The organism is Bacillus sp. FDAARGOS_527 (assembly GCF_003812125.1).
In the GTDB taxonomy this organism is placed as follows: Bacteria; Bacillota; Bacilli; order Bacillales; family Bacillaceae_G; genus Bacillus_A; species Bacillus_A paranthracis.
In genome coordinates this window covers 3,019,974-3,032,296 of record NZ_CP033795.1, presented here as the reverse complement: position 1 = coordinate 3,032,296, position 12,323 = coordinate 3,019,974, and the positions used below count along the sequence as shown (strand labels likewise).

Below are 12,323 nucleotides of genomic sequence, written 5' to 3'. Positions count from 1 at the left end.
GGTGGAGTTCAAACACTCGAGTAACAGGCGAAAATGAATAGATGGTGTAGTGAAGGGCTATCAGTCAAAAAAAGATAGGGGAGCGGGGAAAGGTGATTTCAGTAGGAATAGATGTAGCAAAAGAAAAAAGTGTAGTAGCCATAATGAATGAAGAAAGAAAATTACTAAGAAAAGTTGTTACGTTGAATCATACAATGAGTGAGATAAGTGCATTCATTGAACTTTTAACTTTTTATCAAGAAGATGAAGAAGTAAGGGTGATCATGGAAGCTACTGGTTATTACCATGAGCCTGTATTACAGCTTTTATGCGAAAGTGGATTTAAAGTATATGTCGTAAATGCATTAGTTATAAAAAAATATAACGATGCGAAGCTTCGTCAAGTAAAGACAGATAAACAAGACGCGATCAAACTGGCAGAATACTTATTAGGCAATCATTATCAACTTAGAGAGCATAAAGAGGAAGGGTTAAAATACCAAGAACTTCGATTTTATGCGAGGGAATACCATAAAAGTATGGCGATCAAAGTGAAAATAAAAAATCAGTTAACTCAGTTGATAGATAAATGCTTTCCAGGTATAAAAAAGATTTATCATAACAACATGGAAGGAACTTTATTAGATGTATTAGAGAAGTATCCAACCATAGATCATGTCTCAAGGTTGGGGCAAAAGAGGTTTAGTAATCTATTTGTAAAATGGGCTACTAAAAAGGGACATAGGATAGCAGAGAAAAAAGCCGTACAAATATATGAATTAACCCTAAAAGGTGTACAAACAGTCCCTTCATCAGAATGTGCAGAAATGATGATGAGACTGCTAATTAAGTCACTTCGAGAGCAAATCGAAATAACCACATCTATTTTAACACAGATGAAAACAATAGCAGAGTCTATTCCTGAATATGGTGTAGTAAGAGAAATGTCTGGTGTGGGAGATCGCACAGGTCCGAGACTCCTAGCAGAAATAGGAGATATTAGACGTTTTCGTTCATCAAAAGCATTAGTAGCATATGCAGGAATTGATGTATCTCCCTATCAATCTGGCCAATTTGAAGCAAGGGAACGAAAGATAACGAAAAGAGGATCAAAATATTTGAGGAAGGTTCTCTATGAAATTGTCCAAAGTTTAAAGACGGTAAAACCTACTAGAGATAGCGCTGTATATCAATATGTTTTGCGAAAGGAACTAGAAGGAAAAGCTTCAAAAAAAGCTAAGGTTGCAGGAATGAATAAGTTTCTGCGTATATATTACGCGCGGGTAATGGAGGTTTATCAACTATAGATAAATCGTGCACCTTGGTGTCTTGAAAAATAAAAATGTAAAAAAGCCGTACTTGCGTACGGTTATTTGCGTTGGGGTGATATCCATGTGAAAAAAATATATTTTTTATTAATTTTTATCTTGAAAATAATTAGTAGGTTTTATTTTGCACAAAATACGGCTTTGAGTAAAAATTCAATTCATAGATCAGGAGAAGTGACTTCGCTTCTCTTTTTATTTTGAGGAGATGATCAGTGTGAAACGAATAGTAGACCAAGCAATTTATGAAAAGCATGTTAGCCAAGAAAACAAAAACCTAGTCAAAGATTTTCTAATTGAAAAGAAATCACAAGGGAAAGCGGCAAGCACTTTACAGCAATATCATTGGGATTTACGAATTATTTTGTTTCTATTACATCAACACTTCGAAAATAAAAATCTAATTGAATTAACACGTAAGGATATTCGAAACTTATCTATTATTTTTCAAGAGCTGGGAATGTCTAATGCGCGTGTAAATGGACTGATGAGTGCATTAAGGTCCGCGTTAGAGTTTTGTGCGGATGATGACGACTATAATTATGAATTTAATGTAGGTTCACGGGTTAGAGGATTACCTAAGAATCCAGTCAGAGAAATCACTTTTATAACTGAAGAACAAATTGAGTGGTTAATCGATGAATTACTTGAACAAGAGAAATATATGTTAGCAACCTATTTAGCGCTTTCTTATTACAGTGCAGCAAGGAAGAATGAGGTCTACCAAGTTCAAAAAGAAGAACTGACAGAACGTTACTTTACAAACGTAGTACGTGGTAAGCGAGGTAAGAAATTTAGATTGTATTACAATCCCCGAGTACAGAAATGTATTCGTTTATATATAGAACAGCGTGGTAAAGATACTATTCCAGATTTGTTCGTACGAGTTTATAAGAATGGTGAGCGAAAACTTTTAAATAAGAGTGCATTTAATTACTGGTGCAAGATATTCGCTAAGATGCTATGCGAAAAAGAAGGTAAGGAATATAAAATTAATCCTCATTGTTTTCGTCATAGCAGATTAGATAATTTAAAAGTGCAAGGTGTACCACTAGAAAAATTAAAATCACTTGCAAATCATTCGGATATTTCAACAACACAATCCTATTTAAAAGACAGGAGCGAAGAGGATATTGCAGATATTTTCGGAATGGATCCAAGTTGCTTTGCAGCTTAAAGGGAGGCTTAATAAATGCCAGAACAAAAACATGATGACTTTAAGGAATTACTAGTTGGATTAACAAGGGTGGAAACTAAGCTAGATACACTCGGCAATGTTAAGGATGTTGCAATTGAAGCGCAACAGTCAGCGAAAAGTGCTCATTTGAGGATTGACCGATTAGATAAATTAGTATTTTGGATTGGTACTACAGTAGTCGGAGCTATTATCACGGGTGGGATAATGGCTCTTTTTAAATTTGCAGGGAAGTGATCGTATATACGGTCACTTTTTTTATTGGAGGGAGGTGAGAAAATGAAAAACTTTGATGCAGCTTCAATTAGTCGTTATGTCGTACTAGTAATTGCTGTGATAAATAGTGTCTTAAATCTTGTGGGATACCAAACGATTGATGACAAAATTACAAACGATTTAGTGGCAGTAATTACAGGAGCTTTCACTCTATATATGGCATGGAAGAATAACTATTTAAGCAATAAAGGATTACAACAAAAAGATGTATTAGAAAAAAATAACTTACACTAAAAGGAGATGTTGAACAATGGGTTGTTTCGCAGGATCAGGTGGTCATAATAGTATCGTACAAGGTGCAAATAGCGTTTATGGGAAAGAACATGTGGAGGATAGAAGGTTTCTTGACGCAGTTGCTAAATATGTACAAGCAGCTGGATGGAAGTATGTGAATTGTTCTGATGAGGTTGGAACGACAAAAGCAGCAGTTTGGAGTAATGCAGCAAATAACCATTTACGTGTAGCAGATAGTGATGTAGATTTACAGTTTCATTTAAATGCCACTCCAGGCGGTACAGGTTGTGAAGTGTGGTTACATCCTTCATACGGAAATAGAGAATTGGCGGCAAAGATTTCAAAAGCAATGGCTGATGCATTTGGATTGAGAGACCGAGGTATTAAATTAACAACAGATTTAGGATGGATTAATAAAACTAAGACTGGATTACTCCCTGAAATTTGCTTTATCGATAATGAAACAGATATGCAAAAATACCGTGCTAACTTTGATAAGGCAGCTAAAGCGGTAGCTGAGGTTATTGTTGGCAAAACAATTCAATCAAGTACAAATAATGGAGAGGTGGAGATCACAGTGAATAAATTTAATAAAGTTGTTACGTATGAATTTGGAACAGCGTTAGTACCAGAAATGTTAGGAATGATGGATTCTTTAGGATATGAATCTCGTATTATTTCTGGTGGGGACAAGCAAGGTCTAGTTAGATTTGAGACAAATTACCGCCAAGGGAATGAATTAGATCGAGCAACAGCATGGTTAGATGCGAAAGGACTTAAATACTTCTATACAAAAGAATAGTTTGATTAACAAAAAAGCCGTCATGTGACGGCTTTTTTTATTGTTCAATTACTGTTGCACTAATTTTAGGCATTCCTGTTTTATCTTTTTCATCATAGGCGCCATAAATCGTTACTGTTGCACCTTTAGATATTTTTAGCCCGCTTTTGAGTGTTATTTCATTTTCATTTGATTGCACACCACTTTGTGCAATTTGAATAGTGTACATACCTTTTCCATCATTTTCATTTGTACTTAAGACAAAAGAAGGTAACGCTGAAGATTTTAATAATAAATCTACCGTTCCCGTAGCTTTAAGCCTTTTTCCTTTTTCGTATTGACCTCCATTTGCTTTAACAAAACTAACTTCTTCAGCATCTTGCTTTATCTTCTTATTTAATTCATCCTGAGATGTTAAATCTTTTTTAGTTTCTGGTTGGGATTTGACGTTTGCTTTTTCGCTTGATTCACTTTGTTTAGAAGAATCACAAGCTGTGAGACCTAACAATAAGGTACTTCCAATGCAAATACCTATAAGTTTTTTATACATTTTCATTATCCCCCTCTATATCCTCTATCCAAATTTCTTCCATGTGTAATTTTAATTCTTTTGCAATTTTGTAAGCCGTAAGAAAACTAGGGAGCGTCGTATTATTAACAAGTGAGCTCATTGTAGTTTGACTAATTCCAATAAGTTTTGAAAATTCCTTTTGACGTATTTCCCTTTCAGCAAAAATAATACGAAGTTTACATTTTAATCGCACAATATCACCTCTTTAATTATATACAATTCGCATATGGAAATGTGTCCTCCTTTAATTTAATCAACGAATATTTAGAAAAATTTAAATGGACAGGCAATATAGCCCCTTCTAAGTCATATACCTATATCAAGACCACGAGGAACACCAAGTGGGATCGAGGACAACAAGAGGGGAGAGGGCGCGCATGCGTTGGCAATATTCACACTTAAATGAAACGCCTTACCTGTATCCATCAAAAGAATTAAGAAGTATGTATAGAAATTCCGATGGCAAGAAAGAAACAAATGCAATTATGGACCACATGGAAAGACATGAGGTTTTTGATAATCGTGAGTACAGAGGTTATTACCGTTTGTCAAAAGATATAATGGATGATTTATATGAAGATGAGGATGAAGTGCTTGAGTGGGGAGATGTCATTAATGAGTATCAACCGGTTATGACACCGAAGGGATTACAACTCATTCGAAAAGAGGGATTCAAATGACAATCGTAGGAGAAGCAGTAGTAGTATGGACGGCAACAGGCTTGTCAGTTATTACGATGAAGGTTGCAAAGAAAATGGGTCAGAGTGTTCCATATTGGCTTCCACGTATGACCATGTACACAACGCTCACAGGCTCGTTCTTGTATCTTCTACGATATGTTCTCTTTGCGTTTCTATAAAGGAAGAGAGTTATGGAATTTGAGTCGCTAGGGCTAACAACGAAACTCCCTTGTACGAACGATGTTTACTTGCGAGGGAGTTTTATACCCAATTAAGGGTATAAAAAGGGGGAGAAAAATGATCGAATTATTATTGGTGCCAGCTGCAGGTTTAACAGTCGCATTGTTCGGTGATAAGTTCAAACGTAAAGATGATGATAAGCGAAAGATACAAGTGTTCTTTGAGGTATCTGGAATTGCTATAAAGAGAGAAGACAAATTGCATTATCCGAAGTTTCAAAAGCAAGTCGATGATGATCGAAGCACAACTTTTATTTATACCTTGCCCGTTGGAATGCCAAGTAAAATTATTCAAAAGGTCGAGGATGTTGTAAGTGAAGGATTAAATAAGCCTGTTCGAATTCAATATGATAATTACAGATTGAATATTCGTGTATTCCATAAAGAAATACCGAAGAAATGGGATTGGTCTACACGATTAGTGACAAAAGGAAAATGGCGTGTACCGATTGGCCAGAGTTTAGAAAGGATTATGTATCATGATTTCGATGAAACGCCACATATGGCAATTGGCGGGTTAATCCGTATGGGGAAAACAGTGTTTTTAAAGAATATGTTTACTACCTTATCATTAGCTAATCCTGATCATGCACATTTTTATTTAATTGATCTGAAAGAAGAAGGATTGGAGTTTAGTGAATATAAAAAACTGCAGCAAGTTGAAATGATAGCAGAAACACCGCAACAAGCGCATGCGATGTTAATAAAAGTCATGGAGAAGATGAGTGAGCGCGGAAAGTTCATGAAAGAGCGCGGCATTAAGAATATTGTTCATACAAAAGAAAGAAATCGGTATTTTATCGTTATCGATGAAGGTGCGGTATTAGCTCCAGCAAAAGGATTACCAAAACCGCATAATCAAATGTTAGAAGAGTGTCAATATATGATCAGTCATATTGCGCGAGTAGGTGGAGCGCTAGGTTTTCGAATTGTTTTTTGTACGCAATATCCAACTAGTGATTCGTTGCCAAGAGTCGTGAAGCAGATGTCTAATGCCAAACTAGGATTTAGATTACCTACACGTACCGCATCTGAAGTTGTAATTGATCAGCCGGGATTAGAAGTATTGCCATCCATTCCAGGAAGGGCCATTTACATGAAAGACACCTTCACTGAGTTACAAGTACCTTTTATTGAAGATGAGATTATGTGGAAACATCTTAGAGAATATGAGGTGGAGAAGGATGAGTACATTGAAACAATTGAAGAAAGAACGTCAGATGATGATACTTGCGACGATTAGAAAGCTGCAGTTTGCCACCAGACGGCATTTAATGTGTGTGCATAATATGGGTGGTATACGGAATGCAAATCGTATTATGAAAGACTTAACGCCTTTTATTAGTCGTGTTACTTACTATAAAGAATATGTTTACTACTTAAATAAAGAAGGGCATGCATTACTAGGGGAAGGAAAGGTTGTTTCTAGAAATAGAATGGAGCATGCGATATTGAGAAATGAAGCGTGGCTGCATTTATTTTGTCCTGATGATTGGCAAATAGAAACAGAAATAAAATATAGAAAAAATGGTGAGAAAAAAAGAATTATTCCTGATGTGAAGTTTCGTGATGAGGAAAGTATACTTCATGCAGTTGAAATAGATCGCTCACAGAAAATGAAAGTGAATGAAGAAAAGTTGAAAAAATATGAAGAACTCACACAAATTTATAAACAAAAGCATAACGGGAAAGTACCAGTTATTCATTTCTTTACAGTGACAAAATACAGAGAAACGAAACTGGAAGAGTTGGCAGCTAAATATGATGTTTTTGTGAAGGTTTATGTAATAGAAGAATTTTAATCACAAAATAAATTATGGGCATATATATAAGAAGAGAGTGGCGAATAAAACGACCACTCTCTTTTGACCACGTTGACCACATTGACCACAACTTGTACCACATTTATTATTTACTTTATGTCCATTTTGTCTAAAATAGAAAATATAGCTGGACAAGAATACACGTTTTATCACATAATGGACACAATGCATCTTTAGAGGTGTAAAGAAAAAACATTGACAAATATAAAATGGCTAGCTATAATTTTGTTTGTTGCCTTGAGGTGATATGATATGAAATGGTCCATCCATCAATTGAATAAATTGAGAAATAAAGGATTGACATTGGATGAGATGGTAGATGTAAGTGAGCTAAAAGAGGTCGAGAAAGATATTCGTGAAATTAATCCTGTTCACGTAACAGGAAGAGTTGATTTTGGCTCCGGTAAGTTTACGTTCCATCTACATATAACTGGAAGCATGGTTTTACCATGTTCTCGCTCTTTAGTAGATGTGACATTACCATTTGACATTAAAACAACTGAGGTGTTCCAAACTTCACAAGAAGAATTTGAAACTGAAGCTGAAATTCATTGTTTAGAAGGAGAAGTACTTGACTTACTGCCCGTAATCAAGGAAAATATACTTTTGGAGATTCCAATGCAAATTTTCAGTGATGATGTTTCTGGTGGAGCACCGACGCAAGGTCAAGACTGGCAAGTGATTTCGGAAGAAGACAAAGAAAAGCCTGTTGATCCAAGATTGGCAGGACTTGCAAAGTTTTTTGACAAATAATCGGAAGACTGGTTCAGGCCTTCATATGAAAATAACTATTTCTTTTAAGGAGGTGGGAAGAATGGCTGTACCTTTTAGAAGAACTTCTAAAACAGTAAAAAGAAAGCGTCGTACGCATTTCAAATTATCAGTACCTGGTATGGTAGAGTGCCCAAGCTGTGGTGAAGCGAAATTAGCTCACCGTGTATGTAAAGCATGCGGTACTTACAAAGGTAAAGAAGTAATCAGCAAGTAATTGCGGGAAAATAAACGTAGAAGATATCTTCTACGTTTATTTTTTTTGTCTTATTCTTCATTTGTTGTATTCTATCTTTTCTAGTAACTGCATATGTTTAATAAAAAATGCATAGGGAGGACTAGAGAGATGGCGACAACAAGACAAGATGCTTGGACTGATGATGAAGATTTGCTTCTGGCAGAAGTAGTACTCCGGCATATTCGAGAAGGTGGAACGCAATTATCTGCCTTTAAAGAAGTGGGAAGACATTTATCTCGTACACCAGCAGCATGTGGCTTTAGATGGAATTCTTATGTTAGAAAGCAATACAAAGAACGTATTGAAGAAGCGAAGCAACTGCGTAAAGTGGAAAATTATGAAGTGAAAGAGACGAAGGTATTAGAACCTACGTCAATTACATTGAATGATGTTATTGATTTCTTGCAAAATTATAAAGATGAAAACTCTTTAGTGGTGTTGCAACAGCAAATTGAATCGTTACAAACAGAGAAAGAGAGCCTGTTGGAGCGATTATCAGTATATGAGGAAGAATATAGAACATTGCTTGATTATATCGATCAAAAAAGAAGTGTAATGGTAGCGGAAAGAAATAGCGCTCGTTCGAATGGGAAATTAGAGAAGTTAAAGAAATAAAAAAACAGCTGCTATGTAGCTGTTTTTTTATTTCTTATGCAGACTCTTCATTTGTAACCGCATTCAAATTTGTTTCTGGGTGCCAAACGTAAAAATCACCATCAGGTACTGACACAGGTTGGAAATTTAATTTATCCCAAAAACCAGCTGAATGGATACGTGCGATCGTTTTAATTGGGAACTGCAGTCCCTTCGCGTAATTTACAAGCATTTCTCCGAATCCTTGTTTTTGGAAAGTTGGTAATACTTCAAGTTTATAAAGTTCTAGGTAAGTACCTGTAATTTCGAATGGTTCCCCGCCGTTCCTTTTCATGTATAGACTCATACGTGCAATGAGTGATCCACCGTAATAAATACCGTAAAATGGAGATTCACTATTGTTTTCAATAATGTTTGCTTGTAATTCTTCTAACATGGATAGTTCTTGAGCTCCGCAGCCTTTAAATTTTTTAAACTCGTCTAATGTTTTGTAATTGATGAGCAAGCGCTCAACTTTTGGGAATCCCATAACATCACATCCTTTTTGTCTCGTTGAATGCAGAAAAGTGAAAATATTTATAATAATATTATAACTCATTTTTTTATTTTTATGAAGATGATAGTGTATTTCTTTTATTATTTTTTTGAGGATTTGCTAAACTAAGAGTAGAAGTATAGTAATAAGTAGTATATACATATTGAAAGAAGAGGTGGCATTTGATCATCTTTAGTTAATTATGATTCCGTATGAATCGGGGGTTCGCGGAATAAAAGAGGAGGGGAAAAAGGGACTTATGTATCGTGTTCAAATGAGTTCCTTGTGTGAAAATGAAAATTGGAGTTGTGGGACCGGGAGCTATTGGTCTATTGTATACATTTTATTTACAAAAAAGTAATCAAGATGTTACGTTGTTTACAAGGACAGCTAAGCAGGCTGACGAATTAAATATAACGGGTGTAACTTGTATTAGGGAGGGGAAACGTGAAACGGTATTCCCGCCAGTATTACCAATAGAAAGCATGCTAGACCAGCAGCTAGATTATATATTTATTGCTGTTAAGCAATATCATATAACTGACATACTACCTTTTGTGCGAGGGAAATCCTCAGTAGTCTTTTTGCAAAACGGAATGTCACACCTTCATGCTATGCAGAAAATAGAGAATGAAAATATTGCAGTTGGAATTGTAGAGCATGGTGCGAAAAAAGAAGAAAGACATACCGTTTATCATACAGGGATAGGTGTAACAAAGTTTGGAATCGTGCGCGGTCGGTCTATACATTTTGAAAAAATATTTAATTGCTTTCCTTTTCCGCATTTTCCAATTCGAATAGAAGATAATTGGAAGGATGTTATGCACAAAAAATTAGTAGTGAATGTATGTATCAATCCATTGACGGCATTATTACAGGTCAAGAACGGAGAATTGATCACGAACCCGTTTTTTTATCAGATGATGGAGCAAGTATTCCAGGAAGTCGTTTTTCTCGTTAAAGAAGAAAAAGAAATGGTATGGGAAATGGTACGTCATGTATGTGAAAGAACATCTCATAATACATCATCTATGCTGGCAGATGTAAGGGCGAATAGACAAACAGAGATTGGTGCGATTGTTGGATATGTATTAGAAGAAGCTAAGAAACAGCAACGATCCGTTCCGACACTTCAATTTTTGTTCGATGCAATAAAAGGGTTAGAAGTAAAAGTATAAGTGTAATTCTTTGCTTTTACGTGAAACATTGACTACAATGTGGATTGGTGAGAGAACAGGATACGAAAGGAAGAATTATATGGAGATAAAAGAAATCTCTGTTCCGCAACAAGGTGTTGTAGCGGACTATATGAACGGTAAAAAAGAGATACAGTCGTGTTTTGATTATATGTTAACAGAAGATGCTTTTAAACAGCGTGTACAAGATTTGCGTGAGAGGGAGTTTTTCCGCCAAGATTTAGTAGCGCATTTATTAGAATATAATACAAAATTACAAGCGGGAGAAGCTACAATTCAAAATGTAAAAGCGCTTGAAGATGAAGATACATATGTTGTTATAGCTGGACAACAAGCTGGGTTATTAACTGGGCCACTTTATACGATTCATAAAATTATTTCAGTTTTACAGCTTGCGAAGGAAAAGGAAGAAAGTTTAGGCGTTAAAGTTGTTCCTGTTTTCTGGATTGCTGGTGAAGACCATGATATGGATGAAATTAATCATACTTTTGTAACGAAGAATAAAAAAATAAAAAAGACCATTTTTCATGATCGTAATCCGAAAAAGGCGAGTGCTTCAGAGTCTGAGCTTTCTTTGGAAGACTGTAGAAAGTGGATTGAAGAAATTTTTAAAACATACCCTGAAACGAATTTTACAAAGGATGTACTGCGATTTATTGATGATTCTTTACGGAAATCGAATACGTATGTAGATTTCTTTGGTCACCTTATTATGAAAATGTTCATGAATTCTGGTTTAATTCTTGTCGATTCGCATCATCCTGAATTAAGAAAATTAGAAGTGCCGTTTTTTAAACAAATTGTAAGTAAGTATAAAGAAGTGCAAGAGGGGCTTCATAACCAACAGGAAGTAATTAAAGAATTAGGATATAAGCCAATTATTGAAACAAAGTCTAATGCAGTACATATATTTATGGAAATTGATAATGAGCGAGTGTTGCTTGAAGACAATCAAAGGAAGTTTGTTGGGAAAGATGGGACGTATTCCTTTTCATATGAGGAATTGATTGAAGAGATGGAAAGGAGCCCAGAGCGCTTTAGTAATAATGTTGTAACGCGCCCTCTTATGCAGGAGTATGTATTTCCTACGTTGGCGTTTATTGGAGGTCCAGGGGAATTAGCTTACTGGAGTGAATTACAACAAGTCTTCCATGCTATCGGCTTCCGAATGCCGCCTGTCGTTCCTCGTATTACAATTACTTATATTGAGAGGGATATAGCGACAGATTTACACGATTTACAATTGCAAGAGAGTGACCCGTTTTTAAATAACGTAGATAAGTTGCGTGAAAACTGGCTATCTAATCAAATAGAGGAACCGATAGATGAACGATTTGAAGAGGCGAAAAAAGAAATAATTGATATTCATAAGTCATTACAACAGTTTGTAAAGAAAATAGATCCTGGATTAAGTTCGTTTGCAGGGAAAAACGAGTTCAAAATTAATGAACAAATTGAACTGTTGGAAAGAATGTTGAAAAGAAATGTTGAGAAAAAACATGAAGTGGAACTAAATAAATTCCGTCGTATACAATTTGCAATCCGTCCATTGGGAGCGCCACAAGAGCGTGTGTGGAATGTATGTTACTATTTAAATCAGTTCGGTTTAGATTTCGTTGATCGTGTAATGGAAAAACCGTTTTCTTGGGATGGAAAACATCATGTTATAAAACTATAGAATCTTGCTCTTAGGAGCAGGATTTTATTTTTATTCCGTTGAATTTACTGTGAAGTGAAATTTTTCTGAATTATTAATTTTAAAAAAGCTAATATCGTAATTATGCAGGATACTTAAATATATGACAAAATAGCACAAAATGTAAACGTATTATTATCTTTTTCGACAGTTTTTTATTTAAATTCCCGCAAAAGATGATAAAATTTAG

General features: G+C 35.4%; 17 protein-coding genes. 14 read left to right on the top strand and 3 right to left on the bottom strand.

All coding sequences use genetic code 11. The features are described from left to right. The first annotated feature begins 92 nt into the window (after window positions 1-92). The 5 genes from EGX95_RS18090 to EGX95_RS18070 all read left to right on the top strand — a co-directional run bounded on the left by EGX95_RS18090 (window position 93) and on the right by EGX95_RS18070 (window position 3,811). On the top strand, window positions 93-1,286 hold the full coding sequence (locus EGX95_RS18090) for an IS110 family RNA-guided transposase (RefSeq protein WP_000626436.1): 1,194 nt from the start codon (window positions 93-95) through the stop codon (window positions 1,284-1,286). Between the two features lie 235 nt (window positions 1,287-1,521). Then, window positions 1,522-2,481, top strand: a complete 960-nt coding sequence (locus EGX95_RS18085; RefSeq protein ID WP_048557643.1) for a tyrosine-type recombinase/integrase — start codon at window positions 1,522-1,524, stop codon at window positions 2,479-2,481. Window positions 2,482-2,496: 15 nt separating this feature from the next. Beyond that, complete coding sequence (locus EGX95_RS18080) at window positions 2,497-2,736, top strand: hemolysin XhlA family protein (RefSeq protein WP_001115042.1); 240 nt, start codon at window positions 2,497-2,499, stop codon at window positions 2,734-2,736. A 42-nt stretch (window positions 2,737-2,778) separates the two neighbouring features. After that, on the top strand, window positions 2,779-3,009 hold the full coding sequence (locus tag EGX95_RS18075) for a phage holin (protein WP_000787573.1): 231 nt from the start codon (window positions 2,779-2,781) through the stop codon (window positions 3,007-3,009). Between the two features lie 16 nt (window positions 3,010-3,025). Further along, window positions 3,026-3,811 carry an N-acetylmuramoyl-L-alanine amidase gene (locus tag EGX95_RS18070; protein WP_048548458.1) on the top strand — a complete coding sequence of 262 codons (786 nt, stop codon included), beginning with the start codon at window positions 3,026-3,028 and terminating at the stop codon, window positions 3,809-3,811. Window positions 3,812-3,848: 37 nt separating this feature from the next. Here EGX95_RS18070 and EGX95_RS18065 read toward each other — a convergent pair whose 3' ends face one another. Together EGX95_RS18065 and EGX95_RS18060 are read right to left on the bottom strand one after the other, a co-directional pair. Then, entirely contained in the window at window positions 3,849-4,340 is a 492-nt protein-coding gene (locus EGX95_RS18065) for a hypothetical protein (protein WP_048548456.1), read from the bottom strand. Then, complete coding sequence (locus EGX95_RS18060) at window positions 4,333-4,554, bottom strand: helix-turn-helix transcriptional regulator (protein ID WP_048548454.1); 222 nt, start codon at window positions 4,552-4,554, stop codon at window positions 4,333-4,335. Before EGX95_RS18060 ends, EGX95_RS18065 begins: the two co-directional genes overlap by 8 nt. A 184-nt stretch (window positions 4,555-4,738) precedes the next feature. Here EGX95_RS18060 and EGX95_RS18055 point away from each other — a divergent pair, with 184 nt between their 5' ends. The 7 genes from EGX95_RS18055 to EGX95_RS18025 all read left to right on the top strand — a co-directional run bounded on the left by EGX95_RS18055 (window position 4,739) and on the right by EGX95_RS18025 (window position 8,727). After that, entirely contained in the window at window positions 4,739-5,041 is a 303-nt protein-coding gene (locus EGX95_RS18055) for a hypothetical protein (protein WP_001267642.1), read from the top strand. After that, complete coding sequence (locus tag EGX95_RS18050) at window positions 5,038-5,220, top strand: hypothetical protein (protein WP_000156986.1); 183 nt, start codon at window positions 5,038-5,040, stop codon at window positions 5,218-5,220. The genes EGX95_RS18055 and EGX95_RS18050 overlap by 4 nt, the downstream gene beginning before the upstream one ends. A gap of 118 nt (window positions 5,221-5,338) precedes the next feature. Next, a complete protein-coding gene (locus tag EGX95_RS18045) occupies window positions 5,339-6,523 on the top strand; it encodes an FtsK/SpoIIIE domain-containing protein (RefSeq protein ID WP_048548452.1) in 1,185 nt (394 codons plus the stop codon). Beyond that, entirely contained in the window at window positions 6,465-7,082 is a 618-nt protein-coding gene (locus EGX95_RS18040) for a replication-relaxation family protein (RefSeq protein ID WP_000105686.1), read from the top strand. The genes EGX95_RS18045 and EGX95_RS18040 overlap by 59 nt, the downstream gene beginning before the upstream one ends. A gap of 273 nt (window positions 7,083-7,355) precedes the next feature. After that, window positions 7,356-7,856: a YceD family protein gene (locus tag EGX95_RS18035; protein WP_000872145.1), complete on the top strand. Its 501-nt coding sequence runs from the start codon at window positions 7,356-7,358 to the stop codon at window positions 7,854-7,856. A gap of 61 nt (window positions 7,857-7,917) precedes the next feature. Further along, window positions 7,918-8,091: a 50S ribosomal protein L32 gene (rpmF, locus tag EGX95_RS18030; RefSeq protein WP_001984764.1), complete on the top strand. Its 174-nt coding sequence runs from the start codon at window positions 7,918-7,920 to the stop codon at window positions 8,089-8,091. 129 nt (window positions 8,092-8,220) lie between these two features. Then, a complete protein-coding gene (locus EGX95_RS18025; protein ID WP_000246478.1) occupies window positions 8,221-8,727 on the top strand; it encodes an RsfA family transcriptional regulator in 507 nt (168 codons plus the stop codon). A gap of 34 nt (window positions 8,728-8,761) precedes the next feature. Here the strand turns inward: EGX95_RS18025 and EGX95_RS18020 are convergent, their stop codons facing one another. Next, window positions 8,762-9,235, bottom strand: a complete 474-nt coding sequence (locus EGX95_RS18020) for an N-acetyltransferase (RefSeq protein ID WP_000506707.1) — start codon at window positions 9,233-9,235, stop codon at window positions 8,762-8,764. A gap of 293 nt (window positions 9,236-9,528) precedes the next feature. Here EGX95_RS18020 and panE point away from each other — a divergent pair, with 293 nt between their 5' ends. Then, the gene (gene panE / locus EGX95_RS18015; protein ID WP_000782393.1) at window positions 9,529-10,419 is read left to right on the top strand and encodes a 2-dehydropantoate 2-reductase; all 891 of its coding nucleotides are present in this window, start codon (window positions 9,529-9,531) and stop codon (window positions 10,417-10,419) included. A gap of 79 nt (window positions 10,420-10,498) precedes the next feature. Further along, a complete protein-coding gene (gene bshC, locus EGX95_RS18010; protein WP_000403053.1) occupies window positions 10,499-12,115 on the top strand; it encodes a bacillithiol biosynthesis cysteine-adding enzyme BshC in 1,617 nt (538 codons plus the stop codon). Window positions 12,116-12,323 lie beyond the last annotated feature (208 nt).